At 41.0% G+C, this 21938-nt stretch carries 17 protein-coding genes; 6 read left to right on the forward strand and 11 right to left on the reverse strand.

Translation table 11 applies throughout. The features are described 5' to 3' along the window. Nucleotides 1–36: 36 nt before the first annotated feature. From CTY47_RS08855 to CTY47_RS08870, 4 genes are all read right to left on the reverse strand, one after another. Nucleotides 37–561 carry an NUDIX domain-containing protein gene (locus tag CTY47_RS08855; protein WP_099464403.1) on the reverse strand — a complete coding sequence of 175 codons (525 nt, stop codon included), beginning with the start codon at nt 559–561 and terminating at the stop codon, nt 37–39. Between the two features lie 96 nt (nt 562–657). Next, nucleotides 658–1635, reverse strand: coding sequence for an ROK family protein (locus CTY47_RS08860; RefSeq protein ID WP_099464404.1), 978 nt, complete (start codon nt 1633–1635; stop codon nt 658–660). A 199-nt stretch (nt 1636–1834) separates the two neighbouring features. Then, a complete protein-coding gene (locus CTY47_RS08865) occupies nt 1835–2212 on the reverse strand; it encodes a VOC family protein (RefSeq protein ID WP_099464862.1) in 378 nt (125 codons plus the stop codon). Between the two features lie 20 nt (nt 2213–2232). Next, the gene (locus tag CTY47_RS08870; RefSeq protein ID WP_099464405.1) at nt 2233–2955 is read right to left on the reverse strand and encodes an MBL fold metallo-hydrolase; all 723 of its coding nucleotides are present in this window, start codon (nt 2953–2955) and stop codon (nt 2233–2235) included. Between the two features lie 348 nt (nt 2956–3303). Here CTY47_RS08870 and CTY47_RS08875 point away from each other — a divergent pair, with 348 nt between their 5' ends. The 5 genes from CTY47_RS08875 to CTY47_RS08895 are packed head-to-tail and all read left to right on the forward strand — an operon-like array spanning nt 3304 to nt 9041. After that, nucleotides 3304–3987: an ABC transporter ATP-binding protein gene (locus CTY47_RS08875; RefSeq protein ID WP_099464863.1), complete on the forward strand. Its 684-nt coding sequence runs from the start codon at nt 3304–3306 to the stop codon at nt 3985–3987. After that, nucleotides 3980–5245 carry an ABC transporter permease gene (locus CTY47_RS08880; protein WP_099464406.1) on the forward strand — a complete coding sequence of 422 codons (1266 nt, stop codon included), beginning with the start codon at nt 3980–3982 and terminating at the stop codon, nt 5243–5245. The genes CTY47_RS08875 and CTY47_RS08880 overlap by 8 nt, the downstream gene beginning before the upstream one ends. 29 nt (nt 5246–5274) lie before the next feature. Continuing rightward, nucleotides 5275–6534 carry an ABC transporter permease gene (locus tag CTY47_RS08885; RefSeq protein WP_099464407.1) on the forward strand — a complete coding sequence of 420 codons (1260 nt, stop codon included), beginning with the start codon at nt 5275–5277 and terminating at the stop codon, nt 6532–6534. 37 nt (nt 6535–6571) lie between these two features. After that, complete coding sequence (locus CTY47_RS08890; protein ID WP_099464408.1) at nt 6572–7675, forward strand: efflux RND transporter periplasmic adaptor subunit; 1104 nt, start codon at nt 6572–6574, stop codon at nt 7673–7675. Nucleotides 7676–7688: 13 nt separating this feature from the next. After that, nucleotides 7689–9041 carry a TolC family protein gene (locus CTY47_RS08895; RefSeq protein WP_099464409.1) on the forward strand — a complete coding sequence of 451 codons (1353 nt, stop codon included), beginning with the start codon at nt 7689–7691 and terminating at the stop codon, nt 9039–9041. A 363-nt stretch (nt 9042–9404) separates the two neighbouring features. Here the strand turns inward: CTY47_RS08895 and CTY47_RS08900 are convergent, their stop codons facing one another. The 5 genes from CTY47_RS08900 to CTY47_RS08920 form a co-directional block, all read right to left on the reverse strand. Beyond that, on the reverse strand, nt 9405–10436 hold the full coding sequence (locus tag CTY47_RS08900) for a SusE domain-containing protein (protein WP_099464410.1): 1032 nt from the start codon (nt 10434–10436) through the stop codon (nt 9405–9407). A gap of 34 nt (nt 10437–10470) precedes the next feature. Beyond that, nucleotides 10471–12093: a RagB/SusD family nutrient uptake outer membrane protein gene (locus CTY47_RS08905; protein WP_099464411.1), complete on the reverse strand. Its 1623-nt coding sequence runs from the start codon at nt 12091–12093 to the stop codon at nt 10471–10473. Nucleotides 12094–12107: 14 nt separating this feature from the next. Continuing rightward, nucleotides 12108–15134 (reverse strand): SusC/RagA family TonB-linked outer membrane protein, encoded by a 3027-nt coding sequence (locus tag CTY47_RS08910; protein WP_233202133.1) that lies wholly within the window; start codon nt 15132–15134, stop codon nt 12108–12110. Nucleotides 15135–15176: 42 nt separating this feature from the next. Further along, nucleotides 15177–17351, reverse strand: coding sequence for a glycoside hydrolase family 97 protein (locus CTY47_RS08915; protein WP_099464413.1), 2175 nt, complete (start codon nt 17349–17351; stop codon nt 15177–15179). A 196-nt stretch (nt 17352–17547) separates the two neighbouring features. Beyond that, on the reverse strand, nt 17548–19398 hold the full coding sequence (locus CTY47_RS08920) for a glycoside hydrolase family 13 protein (RefSeq protein WP_099464414.1): 1851 nt from the start codon (nt 19396–19398) through the stop codon (nt 17548–17550). Between the two features lie 251 nt (nt 19399–19649). On the opposite strand from CTY47_RS08920, the gene CTY47_RS08925 reads away from it, so the two are divergent. Then, nucleotides 19650–21245, forward strand: a complete 1596-nt coding sequence (locus tag CTY47_RS08925; RefSeq protein WP_099464415.1) for a DUF6377 domain-containing protein — start codon at nt 19650–19652, stop codon at nt 21243–21245. On the opposite strand, the gene CTY47_RS08930 is transcribed toward CTY47_RS08925, so the two are convergent. Continuing rightward, nucleotides 21240–21479 carry a hypothetical protein gene (locus CTY47_RS08930; RefSeq protein WP_099464416.1) on the reverse strand — a complete coding sequence of 80 codons (240 nt, stop codon included), beginning with the start codon at nt 21477–21479 and terminating at the stop codon, nt 21240–21242. The genes CTY47_RS08925 and CTY47_RS08930 overlap by 6 nt on opposite strands. Beyond that, complete coding sequence (locus CTY47_RS08935) at nt 21476–21787, reverse strand: hypothetical protein (RefSeq protein ID WP_143813362.1); 312 nt, start codon at nt 21785–21787, stop codon at nt 21476–21478. The genes CTY47_RS08930 and CTY47_RS08935 overlap by 4 nt, the downstream gene beginning before the upstream one ends. Between the last annotated feature and the right edge of the window lie 151 nt (nt 21788–21938).

Here is a 21938-nt window from a genome sequence, read left to right on the forward strand (position 1 = left end):
GCAAATATAGAGAATAAGCTGCAAATAAGAAGCAAGTTATTTACAAAAATGAATATAACGATCCACACCTTTTTTTATAGAACACAGTCCAAAATCGTCCGGATTTAACTTCTCCGGGGAAAGTATAATAATCTCGGCAGCATCGTCTTCGGCAGAGGCCAATTCAAAATTATCGACATGACATTCAAAAAACATATCCACCGTATGCACATCGAAGCCACAATACGGATAAATATTCGGCAATGAAAACAAATACTTGCAATTGGTTATGGTCAATCCGGTTTCTTCTTTTACCTCGCGACAAGCAGCATCTTCGGCCGTTTCATGTAAGTCAACAAAACCTCCGGGCAAATCGAGTGTTCCTTTTGCAGGTTCTTTAGCGCGCCGTACTAATAACAACTCACCTTTTTTGTTACGGATAAAACAGGCAACAGCAGCAGACGGATTGAAATAATAAACAAAACCACAGGCCGTACATTTTTTCGCTTTTTCATTATGCTGCAGAAATGTTTTTGCTCCGCAAACCGGACAATAAGCAAATTTATCTAACGGATGTTTCATACTAAACGGATGATAAATAACAAGCCGCACCCCTATATAAATACAAGGTGCGGCTTGCTTTGTAATATCTGCGCAGTTCGCAGATATAAATTATTATTATAATGAAGGATCCTGAGTTTTTACTTCCCAACCCAAAGCGCTGGCACCTAATACAGCAGCATCGCTTTCTTTCAACTGTGAGAATAATATTTTAGTCTTGCCTTCAAATACTTTCAGCATATTTGCTTCCATAGCATGTTTGATTGGTTCCATAATCAGATCACCGGCTTTTGTAAGACCACCAAACAGGATAATTGCTTCCGGACTAGAGAATGCAACAAAATTAGCAAATGCTTCGCCTAACATAGCGCCTGTTGTTTCGAAGATTTCAAGTGCCAGTTTGTCATTCTTCATTGCTGCATCATACACGTCTTTTGAAGTAATATCAGAAGGGTCGAGTTCACGTAATAAACTTTCATCCTTGCGGATTTCCAGATATTCGCGTGCCGTACGGGCAACACCTGTTGCTGATGTATAAGCTTCAAGGCATCCCTGACGACCACAACCGCACTGACGACCATTACGACGTACAATGACATGGCCTAATTCACCGGCAAAACCATCATGACCATATACCAGATTTCCGTTAACAACAATACCGCTACCTACACCTGTACCTAATGTAATCACGATAAAATCTTTCATACCACGGGCTGCACCATAGGTCATTTCTCCGATAGCAGCAGCATTAGCATCGTTTGTTAAAGCAACAGGTATACCGCCAACTTGTTCGCTGATTAACTGAGCCAAAGGAATTTTGCCTTTCCAGGGAAGGTTCGGGGCAAACTCTATACAGCCATTAAAATAGTTACCATTAGGAGCACCTACACCAATACCTTTAATCTTTTCAGGACCGCCGGCTTGTTCTATAACCTGCATAAGTCCCTGGCCTAAAGCTGCTACATAATCTTCAATATCAGCATATTTGCCAGTCTTTATTGAACTACTGTACAAAACTGTACCTCTCGCATCTACTACACCGAAAACTGTATTGGTACCACCTATATCAATACCTACTACATAAGGCTTCTCCATGATTTTATATTTACGATTAATAATGATTTCTTTTTTTATTGGAAGCAAATATAAGAGGATTATGATAAGCAGCAATACGTTTTTCAAAAAAATTTACTCCAAATGTCATATTTGTCGTGTTTTATAGCAAACTTATGCTAAGTAACATTGTTATATTATAATGGACAAATCTGTCATTTTTCTTCTGTGCGTGTGTTTATTATTTCAACGGAAGAATTTCAATCCAATAGTCGTCCGGGTCACAAATAAAATACAGTCCCATACTCGTATTTTCATAACATACGCAATCCATTTCTTTATGATATTTACGAACTTCATCGTAATTTCCGGCCACGCGGAAACATAAATGACTTTCATTATCTCCCAATTCATAAGGATCCGTACGGTCACGCAACCATGTCAATTCAAGCAAAAAACCTGTTTGCCCGTCGGTCATATAGACCAATACAAAAGAACCGTCTTCTGCCTCTTTGCGATGATGTTCTTTCAAACCCAATGCTTTATTATAAAATGAAATACTTCTGTCCAAATCCAGGACATTGATATTAAAATGGTCAAATCTACCTTTTATTTCCATAATATCCATATTTTAAATAACTAAAAATCGGTTCCTTCTCCACAAACGGATAACAGCACATAACGAACACCTTTCGATTCGGCATAGGGAGCAAAAACTTCCACTTCGGCCGGGCGTTCCCAAAAATGCATCGGTACAAATACATCCGTTTGTATACGGTCGATGAATTGCTGGGCTCCCCGCATAAAATCGGTACCTAAACGTGGATCAACCGGAAACATAACCAGATCCATCTTATCCGTATCTTTTGCGATAATATCCAGTTCCTGCAAATAATGTTTTTCGGCTTCCTCCGCCTCAACCGGCGTCGATTCATCTTTCCAATGCCAGTTATTCAAATCGCCGGCATGAAAGATTATCCGCTCTTGCGCCTTAATCAAAAATGAAACACCAACATCTGTAGACCCAAAAGCTTTAATTGTCAAATTATCATCCTGATAGACTTCTCCCTTTTGGATATAGAAAGCATCATCCGCTTTCGCTCTCCTGCGTTTTAAAATATCTTTGGAAAAGATATATTGAATATCCTTTTTCTGTTCCTTCCACTTCAGAACCTCCGGATTAAAGTGATCTGGATGGAAATGAGAAGACAGCACATACAATTTTCCCGGACGATGCAACAAATAGTCATGAACATAGCCTTCATCAAAATCATTTGATGTGTCACGGTAATAATCTATTACAATAGTAAATCCTTCTGCTAAAATAGCAAAGCCGCTATGATAAATATAAACGAGTCTCATTTCTTTTCGATCTTTTTCTATAGAAAACAGAACTACTTGTTTAGTTGTTGTTGCTTATCGCTACAAACTTAACCAAAATAACAATTATATCCATAAACAACTTTTCCAATTCATCGGGATGTTTTTATAAAATGATCGGGATGAAATAAAAAAAACATCCCGATGAGGTATTTATGTTTCTGTAGCAAAGCAAAAGGCTTTGTTAATATTGTATAATTATTAGTACCTTGCGATACAAGGTATTTTAAGGATTTCTATATTTGCTCACATAAATAAAATATTCACCTGAATATGTAACGTTTTCAGTCAACTGTACGTCTAATAAGAAATAACTATATAACAAATATGATGATCCAACTGAAAGGAATTAACAAAACGTATTTCAACGGAGCACCGTTGCACGTTTTGAAAGGAATTGACCTAGATATAGAAAAAGGAGAAATGGTGTCTATCATGGGAGCTTCCGGATCAGGCAAATCTACCCTGCTAAATATTCTTGGGATATTAGATACGTACGATAGCGGTACATATACCCTGAACGGTCAGTTAATCCAAAATCTAAGCGAGACACGCGCAGCCGAACTCCGCAACCAGATGATAGGATTCATCTTTCAGTCGTTTAACCTTATATCTTTCAAAAATGCTATGGAAAACGTAGCATTGCCCCTATATTACCAAGGCATAAACAGAAAGAAAAGGAATGCAATGGCCATGGAGTATCTGGACATGGTAGGTTTGAAAGACTGGGCCGAACACATGCCTAATGAAATGTCGGGAGGGCAAAAACAACGTGTAGCCATTGCCCGTGCTCTTATTGCCAAACCTCAGGTAATATTGGCCGACGAACCCACCGGAGCACTTGACAGTAAAACAACTGTAGAAGTTATGGAACTACTTCGCCAGGTTAATCTTTCGGGTATGACCATGATCATTGTCACCCATGAACAATCCGTAGCTGACGCTACAAACAAAATAATCCGCGTAAAAGACGGTTTAATAGAAACAATAGAAAAAGGTAAAGCCCATGTTTGATTTCGACAATTTCAGGGAAATATTCGGAACTATCCAAAAGAATAAGCTGCGTACCTTCCTGACAGGATTTTCCGTCGCCTGGGGTATTTTTATGCTTATCATCTTGCTGGGTGCCGGAAACGGGCTTCGGAACGGTATCTTGCATAACTTCCGGAATATGTCTACCAACAGAGTTTCGGTATGGCCAGGCTACACCACTATGCCCTATAAAGGCATGCCAACAAACCGGAGTATCAAATTCAAAGACGAAGACTTGATACAAATAAGGTATGATCATCCGGAAATAGACCTTGTCAGCGCTGTTGTTTACCATACAGACACCTTGTCGGTAGGCGAAGAATATGGGACATACTCCACGCGTGCTGTCTTCCCGGCGCATTCCATCATCGACAACATACAAATGCTGGCCGGCAACGGGCGTTTTATCAACGACATAGATATTAAGCAGAAACGGAAAGTGATCGTAATCAGTCCTCGTATGAAAGAAGTCCTGTTTAAATCGGAAAATCCGCTGGGCAAACATATCAATGCCGGAAAGATTGTCTACCAGGTGGTAGGCGTTTATAAAGATGAAAATAACAGCAACGATTCGCCAGCTTATATCCCATTTTCCACCGGACAAACGTTATACAATTCCGGTTATGGAATCGGACAAATTTCTTTCTCTTTGAAAGGATTGAAAACAAAAGAGGAAAACGAGGCTTTCGAAACCCGTTTCCGTGAAAGCATGGGCAAGCGCCACCATTTTGACCCGAACGACAAAGGTTCGCTCTACATGTGGAATACAGCAGAAGAATTTCTGATGCTAAACGGTATGATGAACGGTATAACTCTTTTCCTATGGATTATAGGTATCGGAACATTAACTGCCGGTATCGTAGGCGTAAGCAACATTATGCTGATTACCGTACGTGAAAGGACAAAAGAGTTCGGCATACGTAAAGCTATCGGAGCTACACCGTTTTCTATATTGAAGCTTATCATCGTAGAGTCCATTCTGATCACAGCCCTATTCGGCTATATCGGCATGGTTCTTGGCATCGGTGTCACCGAAGGCATTAATTACGCAATGGAAGCAATGAATATAGGAGGATCCAGTTCGGGAGACGACATGAGTATATTCCGCAACCCTACCGTTAGCCTGAGTATCGCTTGCGCAGCAACCGGATTGCTTGTGCTGGCGGGTGTACTGGCCGGATATTTCCCCGCGCGCAAAGCAGTTAAAATAACGGCTATCGAAGCCATGAGAACAGAATAAAGTAATTCATCATTCAATACGAAAGAATCATGTTTGATATAGAACGCTGGCAAGAGATATGGATCACCATCACCCGCAACAAAACAAGAAGTTTGCTTACCTGCTTCGGCGTCTTCTGGGGAATCCTGATGCTTGTATTACTATTAGGTTCAGGTAAAGGAATGCAGAATGGCATATTTAAAAACGTAAATGGTTTCGCTACCAATTCTTGTTTTTTTTACACAGACCGTACAGCCGAACCTTACAAAGGATACCGTAAAGGACGTAACTGGAGTATGCGCAACCGCGACCTCGAAGCCATCAAGCAAAAGGTACAAGGCATCAAATATATTTCCCCTATGCACTGGGGGCCTCAGGGAAACAATAATGTAGTGAAAGGCCAGAAAGCAGGAAGTTACAACGTACGCGGCGTATATCCGGATTACTTTAATATCGAAACACAGCATATTTATTACGGACGTTTACTCAATGAAATAGACCTTCAGGAAAAACGCAAAGTCTGCCTGATAGGTACCCGCGTTTACGAAGTATTATTCAAGCCAGGCGAAGACCCGACCGGACAATATATCCGTGTAAACGGAATTTATTACCAGGTAGTAGGCGTGATAAAAGCCAAGCCACGTGCCAATATCGGAGGCCGCACAGAAGAAAGTGTTATGCTTCCTTTCAGCACCTTGCAGCAAGTAACGAACAACGGAGACAAGTTCTGGTTTCTGTGTATCACCGGCGAAGACGGCTATTCATGCGACAAGATCATGAATGACGTAAAAACACTGCTAAAGGCTCAAAACGAAATCTCTCCTACCGACCCGCAAGCCGTTGGTAGTTTCAGTATAGCCAAACAGGCGGAAACATTCAATATGTTGTTTCTGGGTATAGACATCCTTGTATGGCTGGTTGGTATGGGAACCCTGCTTGCCGGTATCATCGGAGTAAGCAACATCATGATGGTAACGGTAAAAGAGCGGACAAAAGAAATCGGCGTGAGGCGTGCACTTGGAGCCAAACCAGCCAATATTATCACACAAGTAATGAGTGAAAGTCTTGTACTGACAGCTTTAGCAGGATTAATCGGGCTGGCACTGGGCGTGTTCCTGCTGGATGTGGTAAACCGGGTATTGGAATCGGGAGGCAGCAATAGCGATACATTCTTTACAAACCCGGAGATCAACATCAATACAGCAATAGCAGCAACAATTATCCTTTTATTCAGCGGATTGCTGGCAGGACTGATTCCTGCATGGCGTGCAATGCAGATCAAAGCGATAGATGCTATACGGGAAGAATAAACTGAAAATAAATAAAACAATAAAATAAAGAAATCACATGAAAAAGATTGTCAGAATCGTAGTCCTCGTACTGATTGGAATAGCTGTTATCGGTACATTCTATTTCTTATGGCAGAAATCGCGGCCGGTTATCACCAAGTACGAAATAGTAACTCCCCAAAGAGATACAGTTGAGACAAAAACCGTAGCCACCGGCAAGGTCGAACCACGTGACGAAGTCCTTATCAAGCCCCAGATGTCAGGTATCATTTCCGAAGTATTAAAGGAAGCCGGACAGATGGTAAAAGAAGGTGAGATTATTGCCAAGATCAAGGTTATCCCAGAAATGGTTCAGCTGAACAGTGCCGAATCACGCGTACGGGTTGCAAAGATCAGCATGGAGCAGATTAACGAAACTTACAAACGCGATAAACAACTATTTGACCAGGGGGTCATTTCCAAAGAAGATTACCAGACCTCTCTTGCCAACTACAAGAAAGCGGAAGAAGAAGTGGATAATGCGCAGGATGCCCTGGACATTATCCGCGAAGGTATTTCAAAGAAATTCGCCGCTTCCAGCACAACACAGGTACGATCCACTATCACGGGTATGATACTGGATGTTCCTATCAAGGTGGGAAACTCCGTTATCCAGTCCAACACCTTTAACGATGGTACCACCATCGCATCTGTAGCCAACATGAATGATATGATCTTCAAAGGCAAGGTGGACGAAACTGAAGTAGGACGTATTCACGAGGGCATGCATATCAAACTGACGGTCGGAGCATTGGAAAGCCGCAAGTTCGACGCCCTGTTGGAATATGTGTCGCCTAAAGGAGTAGAAGAAAACGGAGCCATCATGTTCGAAATTAAAGCTGCGGCCGAAATCCCCGAAGACGCATTTATACGTGCAGGCTACAGTGCCAATGCCGAGATCGTATTGAAGCGTGCCGAAAACGTTGTCACCGTACCGGAAAGTACCGTACAATTCAGAGGAGATTCTGCTTTCGTTCAAATCGTAAAGCAGGAACAGCCGGAACAAATATTTAAAGAACAACCTGTCAAAGTAGGTCTTTCCGACGGTATCAAAATCGAGATTAAGGAGGGGCTGACTGAAAAGGATAAAATACGCGGTGCTGCTATAGAAGATAAAAAATAAAACAGCTAAAGACATGAAACAAATAATACCCCTGGTTGCCGCATTATTCCTTTCTTCGGGAATACAAGCGCAAGAAACTAAAAAGCAATGGACACTGGAAGAATGCATCCGGTATGCCATAGAGCACAATATCGACCTGAAACAAAAGGAAGAAGAACAGAAAGCCCGGAAGGTAGACCTGAACACCAGTAAATTCAGCTGGCTCCCGGCAGTAAACGCCAATATGGGACAAAGTTTCCAGTTTGGCCGTTCGAGTACAAAATCAGGATTGATCGTAGACCAGAGTGCAGCCAATTCTTCTGTTGGGATCAACCTGGATATGCCGATCTTCGACGGATTGAAAATACCCAATGACATAGCAGCCCGCAAGCTGGATCTGAAAGCTGCCATAGAAGACCTCAACAAAGCCAAAGAGGACATCTCCATACAGGTGGCATCATATTACGTGCAAGTGCTCTATAATAAAGAACTGCTCAACATAGCCCTGCTGCAGGTCGACCTGGACAAAGAACAGATCAATAAAACAGAAGCCATGGTGAATGCCGGGAAGGTACCCCTTTCGCAGTTATACGACATCAAAGCACAGCTTGCAAAAGATGAAGTAACGCTAACCGAAGCACGCAACAACGTAGCCCTGGCACTGCTCGATCTGGCACAAAGCCTGGAACTGGAGCGTGAAAATAAAAGTTTCGACATCACCAATCCGTTAGTAGACGATGTGATCGAAGCAAACATGTCAAGCATTGTTCCACCGGAACAAATATTTGCCAACGCCGTTACCTTCAAGCCCCAGATCAAGCAACAGGAATTTTTACTGGAAAGCCAGAAAAAGATGCTCAACGTAGCCCGTGCGGGTTATTATCCGAAATTAAACTTTGGAGCCAGCTACAGCAATGGTTACTATCATACCAAAAGCGGAGGGGAAGAACAGATCGTCAATCCTTCTTTTGGCGATCAGATGAAGCAAAACGGACAGAAAGTAGTAGGCTTTACATTAAGTATTCCGCTATTCAACCGTTTTCAGGTGCGCAACAATGTGCGCTCGGCACGTATCAATATCCGCAACCGCGAGTTAATGATGGAAAGCACCAAGAAGGTACTTTATAAAGAGATACAAAAGGCTTTCTATGACGCCACTGCCGCTCAGGAGAAATACCGTTCGTCGGACAAGTCGGTCCTGGCAACCCAGGAAGCTTTCAAATATGCCTCAGAGCGCTACAATGCCGGAAAAAGTACCGTATTCGAATTCAACGAAGCAAAAACAAAGTATGCCCAAAGCCTTGCCGAACAGGCGCAGGCTAAGTACGACTTTATTTTCCGCACAAAAATTCTCGACTTCTACAACGGTACTCCAATTACGCTTTAGTAAATATACATCGCAAGAAAAAAGAAGGGACTGCCCGGCAAATGGCCGGGCAGTCCCTTCTTTTGTATCCCCTCCAAGGCTTGTCGGATGAGTTACCTCCACAAGCGGAAGGCCTTCTTCTTGCTCTGTCGAGTATAATACGCTCGTATTATACTCGACAGAGCAATACGACGACAATAATACGAACGTATTATACTCGGCAGAGCAGTACGACGATAACAATACGAGCGTATTATACTCGGCAAAGCAGTACGACGATAATAAAACGCGCGTTTTAGCCTCGTCGTATCAATGCAACGGTGTTAAAAACGCGCGTTCCTTACTTCCTGCTTTTGGCACACACCCTGCGGGGTGGCCTGTGGGTTATTTTGCTATCAACCGGGCACTATAAACAGGCTTGCTAAAGTCCAGCACAATAGTGTACGAACCGGCCGTCACGGTGATATTATCTCCACCTGCCACCAGATTATCGAACGAACCTCCGAAATTGTCAGCCCAGTCATCGTTTGCACGGAATTTGAGCGTACCGTCCTTCAGTTTGATGTCCAACTTCAAGGTCATGTCGCCCGGATCATAAATAAGCTTCGTGTCGCTATCCCAACCTGTAGGAGTAGCATCGCCTATTACACCCCAGGCCATCGGTCTGAGAGAATACGTCAAGTCGTTGGTATTTACTTTAGCAAGATAATAAGCGGCCGGGACAGTGATATTGCCACCGGTTTCCGAAATCTGTCCGGCTGCTGCTCCAGCACCATAATTGGTACCGTCCCAGTTAGGCTGGCTGGTGAATTTAAACTCACCGTCCAGATATACATATCCGGAATAAATGCCATCGCTGTTCAAAGAGTACAAAGGAGCGGCCGCTTCAGGTTTCCATCCCTGGTGGTTGCCCGGAGTATAAAGCATTGGATATACTTTTTCCCCGGAATAAGGCGTAACAGTCAGCTGTACCACATTGGACAGACCCGATTCGTAATTAGACAATCCGGACAATGTTCCGATTGAAGAAACAACGCGGATTTCTACAAAGGCCGGTTCTCCGGCCGGCTGGTCGCGATTCAGCAGTTGCTTGTTGATATCGCTTGTTTTGATAGCCATACTTGTCTCATTGGTCGTACCCAACGAAACCATCTTTTCAAAATTATTGCCGGCCATATCCATCTGTACGTCGTAAGTGATAGCTACCTGAGCGCCAAAATCGGCTTTGTTCCAGGTTAACGTCGTCATCGTTTCATCCGCGTTTTCAAGTGCCAACACAAACTCGCTGGGCGAAGGAGCTACCAAAGTAGCCGGTGTCGTAGCTCCAATTACCGGATCTGTCGTATCTGAACAGGCAGTGAAAGCCAAGCTCCATATACTAAGAAACGCTATTAGTGATATCTGAATCTTTTTCATTATAATCTGTATTTAAAGATTGAAAAACTGTGAATTAATAACCGTCATTTTGTTTCAGATTTGTGTTAGAACCGATGTCGTCAGACGGAAGCGGGAATACTTTGTACATATCTTTCACGCTGGTTCCCTGAGCAACGCCTCCCTTCCAAGGCCATAAATAGTCGCTTCCCGTAAATTTGCCATAGCGTATCAAGTCGGTACGGCGATGAGCTTCATAGAAAAATTCACGTCCTTTTTCGTCTAACAAGAAGTCTAATGTCAATTGGGATTGTGTAATAGGAGCAACCGATTTGTCTTTGTAAGCCCGCTCACGGATGGCATTCACATATTTCAAGGCTGTAGCTTTGTCTCCTCCCGTACCGCCACGCAATACGGCTTCGGCGTAGTTCAGATAAATTTCGCCCAGACGGAACATCGGGAAGTCTACCCATGCCTCTTTACTTGGAGGCAGAGAACCGTCTTTATTGACGTTGTAGAATTTTACAGTTGGTATGCCATTGTCTTTAAATGAGAACGGATCTACAATTTCGTTGCTGCTTGTCAGTTCAGGATGCAGCAACGCTTTACGTGAATCCTGGTCCGAAGCATTCTCTTTCTCAAAAGTTGCCAACAAAGAAGATTTGGCACGAACACCCTGCCAGGCGTCTTTTGCATGAATTTCGTCCATCAGTTCTTTTGGTTCGAGGCCACACAAAAGGAAGGTCATTCCACCCCAAGTCATCGTCTGGTCTCCCTCATAACGAAGCGGGAAAATCATTTCGGCAGAATGATCGTTGTCAGCCTTGAATATTTCCAGATAATCTGAGCCTAATGCATAACCGGCATTGATAACTTTGTTGCAATACTCGATACACTCCGTATACTTAGGCTGTCCGATATACACTTCGGCATTCAGATAAAGGCGTGAAAGAAGCGACCAGGCTGCCGCTTTATTGGCTTCGCCGTAAGTGGCGCTAAAACCAACCGTAGGTTCGGATAGTCTTTCCTGGCATTCTTTCAATTCCTTTTCGATATAATTAAAAAGATCGGCCGCCATAATTTGTTCGGGCAAGACATTGCCGATTTTGCCTTCTTCCGTCACAAACGGAACATTGCGATAAAAATCCAAAGTATAGGCATACGCTAAAGCCCGGAGAAAACGGGCTTGAGCACGATAACTCAATATTGAGTTAATTGTCTGATCGCTACAGCCGCGTCCTCTAAGTTTATCTTCCGTCGTTTCACGTAAAAAAGCATTGGCGACATTGATCTGATAGTACAAACGGTAATAAGAACCTTTGATCCATGGATTGGAAGCCCCCCACGTCACATTATTGAAATCAGGAATGCCGGGATCGTTCCATGCACAATGGGCTTCATCCGTTGTCAGCTCCTGCATATTCCAAGTACAACGAAGGAATGAAGCCTGGCTTCCGCCATCGATACCGGCAACGTCCTGATCAGCATCGCCCCCGGAATTACCGCCAATCACGAAACCGGCATAAATTTTAGCCAATGAACCGGTATAAGGTGCCAGGTCGCTGCCAAAGGTCGTTTCCGACACCAATTCATCCTTTGACAAAGGTATTGTATCCAAATCGTTTATACAGGAATTTGTGCTCAGTGTCAAGCCCAATACCATTACGGGAAGAATATGTTTATATGTTAATGTTTTCATAGATGTCCTATATTTTAAAAGTTAACGTTTAAACCAATCATATATACGCGGGGTCTTGGATAGATGTTATTATCCATACCTGTATTATCCTCAGTAGTGCTTGTCTTGCCGATTTCAGGGTCCAGACCGTCATACTTGGTGATCACGAACGGGTTCTGAACTGTTAAATAAACACGGGCTGTCTGGCCTGCTTTAAAGATTTTATCGAACGTATATCCCAATGTTATATTATCCATCCTGAGGAAGGAGGCATTCTGTACATAATAACTTGACAAAGGCTGTGAAATCTGGAAGTTTGTCTTGTCGGCACCTTTGATACGGTTCTTCAGGAAGCCGGTCTGATCGTACATCTGCGATCCGCCCCAAGCTTCACGGTTGGACTGGATATTGTTATAAACATAATTGCCGAAACTGGCACGTAAGCCAAAACCTAAATCCCATTTCTTATAAGAGAGTTGTGAAGTCAAACCCAGAAATACATCGGGAGCAGCTTTTCTGAAACAGATCAAGTCTTTCTCATCGATCTTATTGTCATTGTTCTGATCCACATAAGCACCTTCGATCGGATTGCCTTCCGCATTGTAAACCTGTTCGTATACGTAGAAGGAGTTGAACGGACGACCTACCTGATGAATCATCGCCGTATAACCGGTTGCACCGTCAATGCCCGAATGTTTAACGCCGACATAGTTCGGATCGTCGTTAATAGTCAGTTTCGTGATCTTGTTTTTGTTATAAGACAGGTTGAATCCCAAATCCCAGCTCCAGTCCTTCGTTACGATCGGATGTGTGTTCAAGGTAATTTCAAAACCTTTATTTTCCAATTCACCTACGTTAGTCAGTAATTCGTTGCTAAAGTTAGCTCCTGCAGGAACGGCTACTTTATTCAGCAAATCTTTGGTCTTACGGAAATAAGTATCAAAACTACCCGTGACACGACCATTCAGGAAGCCAAAGTCAAGACCAGCATTCCAGGTTGTTGTTTCTTCCCATCTCAAGTCTGCATCATAGGCTTGCGGAGCAAGCAAATTTACTTTTGTATCGCCAAAGAAGTAGTTGGCACCGGCTTTGCTATATTGGTATCTGGCCATGTAAGGATAATCGCCGTTACCCAGGTTTTGCTGTCCGGTAATACCCCAACCTAAACGAAGCTTCAAGTCAGAAAGTACAGAAACATTTTTCAGGAAAGTTTCATCCTTCATTTTCCAGGCTAAAGCAGCAGAAGGGAAAACACCCCAACGATTATCCTGGCTGAAACGAGAAGAACCATCATCACGCAGCGTGAATGTCAACAAGTAACGACCTAGCAATGTATAATTCAATCGTCCGAAGAAGGATACCAGATAGCTTTCTGTTTCGTAGCTTTTACTGTCTTTATAATCCGTCTTCCCCTCTTTTTCAGCCATTGCGGCAGAATAAGGATAAGCATTTTCAGTCTTCGAATAAAAATGCTGCCAGGAGTAACCGGCCATTACATCTATATTGTTAATGCCGAATTCTTTTGCATAATTCAAATAGAAATCCAACAGGTGCGTACGTTTCAACTGATAATAATGTTCATTTTCACCCCAGCCTGCTTTATAGTTGCCCGTGTTATAGCTGATAGAAGAGTTATCGAGGATTACCTTATTGCCATCACTCTTAGATACATCATAAGCTACGTTCAAATTGGCTCTTAAGTCAGGGAGGAAGTGGAAGCGGTAATCTATCTGTGCATTACCAATGCTTCTGTATACGTCCGATTCATCAAATTTTTCTTCCAACTGCGATAATGGGTTGGGAATGGCAATACCGATCGGAGTGGTAGACATTGACCCGTCGGGATTCTCTATTTCCGAATAATCCATGTAGTATCCATTGCCAAATGGAAGATTAGAAGTTGCATAAACCGGTTTCGTCGGGTTAAACTGAGTGGCAGAACCGATAGCTCCTGTATCTGCAAAGCGATTTTTATTATAGATACCTTTTACATTTAACTGAATATTCAACTTCTTATCGAAGAAGTTCGGATTCAGGTTAATGGCACCTGTTGTACGTTGCATGTTAGAAGTCTTCAAAATACCATTATCTGTAGTATACGAAACCGACACACGGTAAGGCATGTGAGGAACAGCTCCTGATACGCTAATGTTATGGTCTGTACTAAGGCTTGTATGGAATATTTCATCCTGCCAATCCGTATTGTACTCACCCAAGGCAGCAGCCTGAGGGCTTGAAGTTCCGTATTTACTGATCACAAAATCACGGAATTCGTCGGCACCCATCACATTCACTTTCCCGGCACGGGTATTGACAGAAAATGTCCCGTTATAGCCTACTTTTATTTTACCTTCTTTTCCGGTCTTTGTAGTAATCAAAATAACACCGTTAGAAGCACGAGAGCCATAAATAGCCGTTGCAGAAGCGTCTTTTAAGATCGTAAATGTAGCTATATCGCTTGGGTGAACCGTTAACAACGGGTTAGACATGCCGTCAATACCCGTATTATCCACTGGCACCCCATCAATTACGATCAACGGATCATTGCTGGCAGACATGGAAGAACCGCCACGAATACGAATCGTTGCTCCTGCACCCGGAGCACCGCCTGTGCTGACAACACTAACACCAGCAGCTTTACCGGTTAACATGTCTGTTGCCGAAGAAGCAGCACCCTTTACCATTTTATCAGCATCAAGAGCGATTACCGAACCCGTAACGTCATTCTTCTTTACTTGTCCGTAGCCAATAACAACTACATCCTGAAGTACTTGTGTATCATCTTTTAACGTGATGATCATCGAAGCCGTTGCCGGTAATTCCTGTTGTTGATAACCAATGAAAGAGATGACAAGGATATCGCCTTTCTTTGCGTTTAGCTGAAAGTTACCATCTATGTCGGTTGTGGTTCCGTTGGTCGTACCTTTCACTACAATGTTGGCACCAGTAACCGGTTCGCCGGTTGCGTCTTTCACAATCCCTTTAATAAATGTTTGCTGGGCAAACATGCTTACGGAAAAGAGCAGACTCATGATTAGCATGAATAGAATTTTACTTTTCATGTTTATGAATTTAAAGTTAAACATATTATTTCAGATCTCCGATTATAATTTTTTCAGTCCTTTTGTTTCAGCTTTACTTTTAGCTTCTTTAATACTGATGGCAAAACCACCTCCGCTGGCAGCACGTAAAGAGAGTTTACTATTATCTGTCAGTACGCCTTTCGTGATAGTATAAGCCTGCGGATTGTTTTTCCAGTCTGCATTTTTTGCATCGGCATAAACAGTTGCAACATACTGTTTGCCCGGGTCCAGAAAATCAAAAGAGAGTTTAGATGTATGTCCGTTTTCCCCTGCGGTACATCCCACATACCAGTCGTTTGTATTTTTTGCTTTACGGGCAATGGTAATATAATCACCCGGTTCGGCTTCCAGATATTTCGTCTCATCCCAATCAATAGCAACATCTTTAATAAACTGGAAGGCATCCATAAAGCGTTCATAGTTTTCAGGGATATCAGCAGCCATCTGTAAAGGGCTATACATTGTTACATAAAGCGCCAACTGACGAACTAATGTAGAACGTACCTGTGAATTATTGTCTGGGTTCATCTTATTACAATGTGTTTCAAAGATACCGGGAGTATAGTCCATCGGCCCTCCGATCAAGCGGGTAAATGGCAAAATCGTCGTATGATTTACATTGTTTCCGCCAAACGATTCGTATTCCGTTCCACGAGCCGACTCATTACCGATCAAGTTGGGATAAGTACGGCAGAGCCCTGTCGGCCGGGTTGCTTCATGTGCGTTGACCATTATTTTATAATCGGCAGCTTTCTTCACTGCATACAAGTAATGGTTGTTCATCCATTGTCCGTAATGATGTTCGCCACGTGGGATGATATTTCCTACATAACCACTTTTTACGGAATTATACCCGTTATCTACCATAAATTGATAAGCCTTATCCATGTGGCGTTCGTAATTACGAACAGAAGCGGAAGTCTCGTGGTGCATCATCATCTTAACACCTTTGGAAGCCGCATAGCGATGTATTTCCTTTACATCAAAATCAGGATAAGGGGTTACGAAATCAAAAACATAATCTTTACTTTTAGCGAACCAATCTTCCCAACCTTCATTCCAACCTTCAACCAATACAGCATCGAATCCATTAGCTGCTGCAAAATCTATATACCGTTTTACGTTGGCAGTGTTAGCAGAATGCTTACCATTCGGTTTTGTTTTGGAATAATCTGTTTGCCCCAATTTGACACTGGAAAGTTCGTCTGTGTAAGCCCAGGTTCCTTTGCCTGTAATCATATCCCACCAGACGCCAATGTATTTCACAGGCCTGATCCAAGACACATCCGTAAGCTTGCAAGGTTCATTCAAGTTTAGCGTGATACGAGAAGCCAAAATAGTACGAGCATCATTACTTACTATAATTGTACGCCAGGGGGAAGTACACGGAGTTTGCAGGTATCCCTTGTTACCCTGTGCGTCCGGTGTCAAATGAGATTCAAATATCAGGTCCTTGTCGTCCAGTGTCAAATTCATACACGAATAATCAACCAAAGCTGCTTCATGCAAATTGATATAAAGTCCATCGCTGGTTTTCAACATAAGAGCCGTTTGCACACTAGCTGGCCAAATAGGAGTCTGCGAAGTATTAAAAGTAACAGCTTTTTGCATCAATCCAGGTATTTCAGACAAAAGGGATGTAGTATAATCATATTCCTGTGTATCATAATCACCCGGAATCCAAAACACTGTATGGTCACCTGCCATAGCAAACTGTGTATGTTCTTCCTTAACTACAAAGTAATTAAGATTTTTTTGCAGAGGAAACTCATAGCGGAATCCCAAACCATCATTGAATAAACGGAAACGGACAATCATGTACCGATCATTTGCTGGTTGATCCAGTGTAATCGCCATCTCATTATAATGGTTGCGGATTTCTTTTTCTTCCCCCCAGACTGGTTTCCATGTTTCATCGAAAGTGGAGTTTTGGACGTCCTTTATTTCAAAAGCATTCATCATATTAGTTTTGGCAACAGACTTATCACCATCCTGTTCCGTCAGTTCCAGCCCTAATTTACTTTGTTTGATAACTGGCTTTTGTTTGTAAACCAATTCATAGACCGGACAACCTTCTTTATTCAATTGGAAAGTCATTTCCAAATTACCATCCGGCGAAATTAATTTCTGTTGTGCACCTGCAATAAACGAAATACACAAGAACACAGAAAGAGAAAGATTCTTTTTTATTTTCATAATTTTTTATTGTATTAAACTAATTAGCCAACAACTACTAATCTTTTTTCTCTCTAATTTTATAAATGTAATTGCTTAATTATTTATTACTAGAGACAAGAATAAAAATATAAATGGGCCATCATCACATCTTGCTATTTAACAATCAATTATATCAAATCAGGATTTCAATAAATATAAGTTCCTATGAAATAATTTAGAACTCCAAAACCAATACGCCCCGGTTTTCCATATCTAATTCTTCTCCTAATTCCACTTTTCTTCCGCTAATAATATCGGTTGCAGATGTCTTTGGCAATATTTCACGATAAGGAGCAAGGTCAATGGTCTGCTTACGGTCGTTACCATTCAGAAATACAACCACCGATTTATCTCCAAATTTCCGTTCGTAAGCATATATACCTTTATTAGGAGCTATGTGCTTTAGAGAACCTTTAGTAATTGCTTCATTGCCTTTTCTCCATTGCAACAGTTTTTGCATATAAGCAAATGCAGTATTTTGAAGTTGGGTACGGCTTGCCGCATCAAAGTAGTTCTTCAAAGCATCTTGCCAACCACCAGGATAATCACAGCGCAATAATCCATCTCCATTTGCTTTATCTGCTGCCATCAAAATCTCTGTTCCATAATAGATTTGAGGAATGCCCCTTGTTGTCAGCAAGAAAGTAAGAGCCTGCCTGTACCGGTTAAGATTTCTAGTATCGTCTTCTTTCCGATAGAAACGAGAGGTATCGTGGTTATCCAGAAAGATCAGCAAATCCATCGGACTCGCATAGACAATATCCTGCGAAAGATATTCATACAGAAGAAACAGCCCACCGTTCCAATCGGTAGTCTCTTCATCAAAAGCCCTGTTCATCAGCGTCATCAAAGGAAAATCCATCACAGTGCGAAGCATTGAATTACGCGGAGCCGCCAGTTTGCTGTTTTTTTGCCAATAAGAAACTAGAACGTTACTGCCAAGCCACGTTTCACCTACAATATTAAAATCGGGATATTCAAGGGTTACAGCTTCACACCAGCGAGACATCATATCAAAATCGGCATACGGATGCGTATCCTGGCGAATACCATTGATTCCTGCATATTCGATCCACCAGATACTACTTTGGATCAGATAAGTTGCAACATGGCGGTTACGCTGGTTCAAGTCTGGCATCACTTCCGTAAACCAACCGTCTATAGCCAGCTTTTTACTATAGTCGGATGCATACGGGTCAGACTGTGTTATTGTTTGAAACGAGGTTTGCGTATATTGTCCTTTATAGTTAAACCAGTCTTCTGACGGCATATCTTTAAATAGGTAATTCTCACTGCCACAATGGTTAAAAATCATATCCATAACCACTTTCAATCCTTTAGCATGAGCTTTTTCCACCAATATACGAAACTCATCATTACTTCCTAAGCGACGGTCTACCTGATAATAATCGGTAATGGCATATCCGTGATATGAACCTTCTTTCATATCATTTTCTTGTATCGGATTGAGCCAAATTGCTGTAACACCCAAATTAGAAATATAGTCAAGATGCTTTTCGATACCATTCAGATCACCACCATGACGGGCAAATGGATTTTTACGGTCTACTGCCGACTCTAACATTCCCGGTACAATATCATTAGAAGGATTACCATTGGCAAAACGATCCGGCATAATCAGATAAAGCACATCACTGCTATTAAAGCCTTTTATTTCTGCAGCTTTTGTTTTACGTTGCCTGATTTCATAAGGAACAACAATTTGTTTTTTACCCTGTTTCAGCATAATATCAAAAGTTTGCGGAATCGCATCCGCCAAATCCATATAGAGAAGTAGATAATTAGGATTTTTCTGTTTAACAACTTCTTTCAGTATAATATCTTTTGAAGAAATACAGACATCGGCAGATGCTATATTATCTCCATACAATAATACTTGCAGCTCTGGATTTTTCATCCCAGCCCACCAACAGGCTGGAGCTACTTTTTTAACAACTGTAGCAGATAGCGCCTGAAACAGTCCCATAAATAGTAAAGTAAAAATAAGTCTGGACGTCTTTTTCATGTGTATATAGATTAAAATATTTAACAAAGAACTTATTTTGACAAAAATAGAAGGTTGACATGCACTTTTGGGGAATTAAAAAATATATATAAATCAAAATAGCATTTATACATCTGGAATTCAATATAAAACAGTCAACAAGACCAATAAAAAATATAAACACAAATGAAAAAAAATATGTATAAAATATTTCATTTTAATTACATAAACCTATATATTTGTATAGTAGTGTTATTATAAACAAACGCCGTATGAAAAACTCAATCTGTTACCTTATTTTTCTGTTCTGCTCATTTCCAATTTCAGTTTTTTCCATAGTGGATGAAAACGAACCGATTTTAAGATGTATGGACAGCGTTATTATCCATAAATCATCCTATCATATTCAAAAAGAAAAAGAGATTCAGGATTTAAAGGAACGTCTTTTCCGTTCTTCCGATAACATGGAAAAATATAATCTATACGGTACTTTATTCAATGCATACTTACATTATCAGGCAGACTCAGCTTTATGTTACGTAGAAAAAAAAGCAAATATATTGCCTTTTTTAAACCATCCTGAATTGGAAAATGAAATCATCATTAACAAAGCAGAAGTTATGGGAGTTATGGGAATGTACAACGAAGCTTTTGCACAATTAAACCAGATAAAACCATTACAGCTAGATACCACTCAGTTGATTTATTATTATCATACATCAAGAGCTTGTTACGGTTGGATGGCAGATTATACAACCAGTCAGCAAGAGAAAATAAAGTATTTACAAAAAACCGATTTATACCGGGATTCCATTATAGCCACAGTCAAGCCCGGTGTAGACAGGGATATTGTAAGAGCGGAGAAAATGATTATAAACGGAAATCCTGATTCCGCCATTATCGTATTGGAACGTGCATTGCATACAGCTTCCGACAATCGCCAAAAAGGATTTATATATTATACGCTGGCCGAAGCCTTTGAAGTAAAAAAAGATACGAAAAAAACAATTCAGTTTCTTGCACAAACAGCCATAATAGATTTACAGTCGTCCGTCAAAGAATATGCATCTTTGCAGAAACTGGCATTACAAGTATATGAACAAAATAATACCAGTCGCGCATACAAATACCTCACTTGTTCAATGGAAGATGCCGTAACATGCAACGCACGTTTAAGATTCATTGAAGTCACTAAATTTTTCCCTATTATTGACAAAGCCTACAAATTACAAGAAGAAAAAAAACGTGCCATATCACGTGCATTACTCATTTCTGTGAGTCTGTTATCACTTTTCCTGATTGCCGCCATTTTTTATCTATACCGTTGGATGAAAAAGCTGTCGGCCATGCGTCGGGACCTAAGTATTGCCAACAAACAAATGCGAACCGTTAATAAAGAATTAGAACAAACCGGAAAAATCAAAGAAATGTACATCGCCCGATATTTAGACCGTTGCGTTATTTATTTAGATAAGTTGGAATCTTACCGCCGTTCCCTAGCCAAACTGGCAATGGCATCAAAAATAGAAGACTTGTTTAAAGCCATCAAATCAGAACAGTTCCTACGGGATGAACGAAAGGCTTTTTATATGGAGTTTGACAAGTCGTTTCTTGAATTATTCCCTCATTTCATATCGGCTTTTAATCAACTGCTGGAAAAAGACGCACATATATACCCTAAGTCAGGAGAATTGCTCACAACCGAACTTCGCATTTTTGCATTAATCCGCCTTGGTATAACCGATAGTAATCAAATCGCTCACTTTCTTGGTTACTCACTCGCCACCATCTATAATTACCGTAGTAAATTGCGTAACAAAGCTCTGAATAACAAAGAAACATTCGAACGTGATGTAATGAGATTATAAAAATTCAGGAAATAAACTATTATCATATATCTGTAAAATACCATCATTAAAAAAGTCCAAACAGGCTATGTAATCTCCAACTACAGCTATATCATAAAAAACATTTAAATTTTCTTTTGAAGATAATATTACAGCACCTTTTAACTTCCCCTGAGGCTGATACAAAATATATTGATCTCGCATTTGAGTACAGCCAATACAAATCAGAATAAATAGAAACACAATATTTTTCATTTAAAATAGACATAATTAAAATATTTGTCTGCATTACAAAAACGATCTCTAATTGATAAAGCTCCGAGAAAAATACCAAATATTCTTATATGATGTGTGGAAGTTGTATCCGAGTCAATTTCCCAACGTATATTAGGAACACCTTTGTCACCATTATACATTTCTATCATGGCATAAGCATCATCAAGAAGCTTACCTTCAACATATTCTTTCATGTATATAGTATATCTTGAATTATCTCTTGTTATTTGATTTATTATCTTTGTTTTGGGAATATTAGGCCTGGGATCAGTCGTAGCTTCTCCCATTCTTCCAGTTTTCAATTTATAAAGAGAACTCTGGGAAAAGAGACTTTGAGTAACTATCATAATCAACGTAGAAATATACAAAAGTTTTATTAAATTGCAGAATTAAACAAAAAAAACAAATCCTCATTCTTATCTCATGTATATTAGAATA

This window comes from Parabacteroides provencensis (assembly GCF_900232875.1).
Classification (GTDB): Bacteria; Bacteroidota; Bacteroidia; order Bacteroidales; family Tannerellaceae; genus Parabacteroides; species Parabacteroides chinchillae.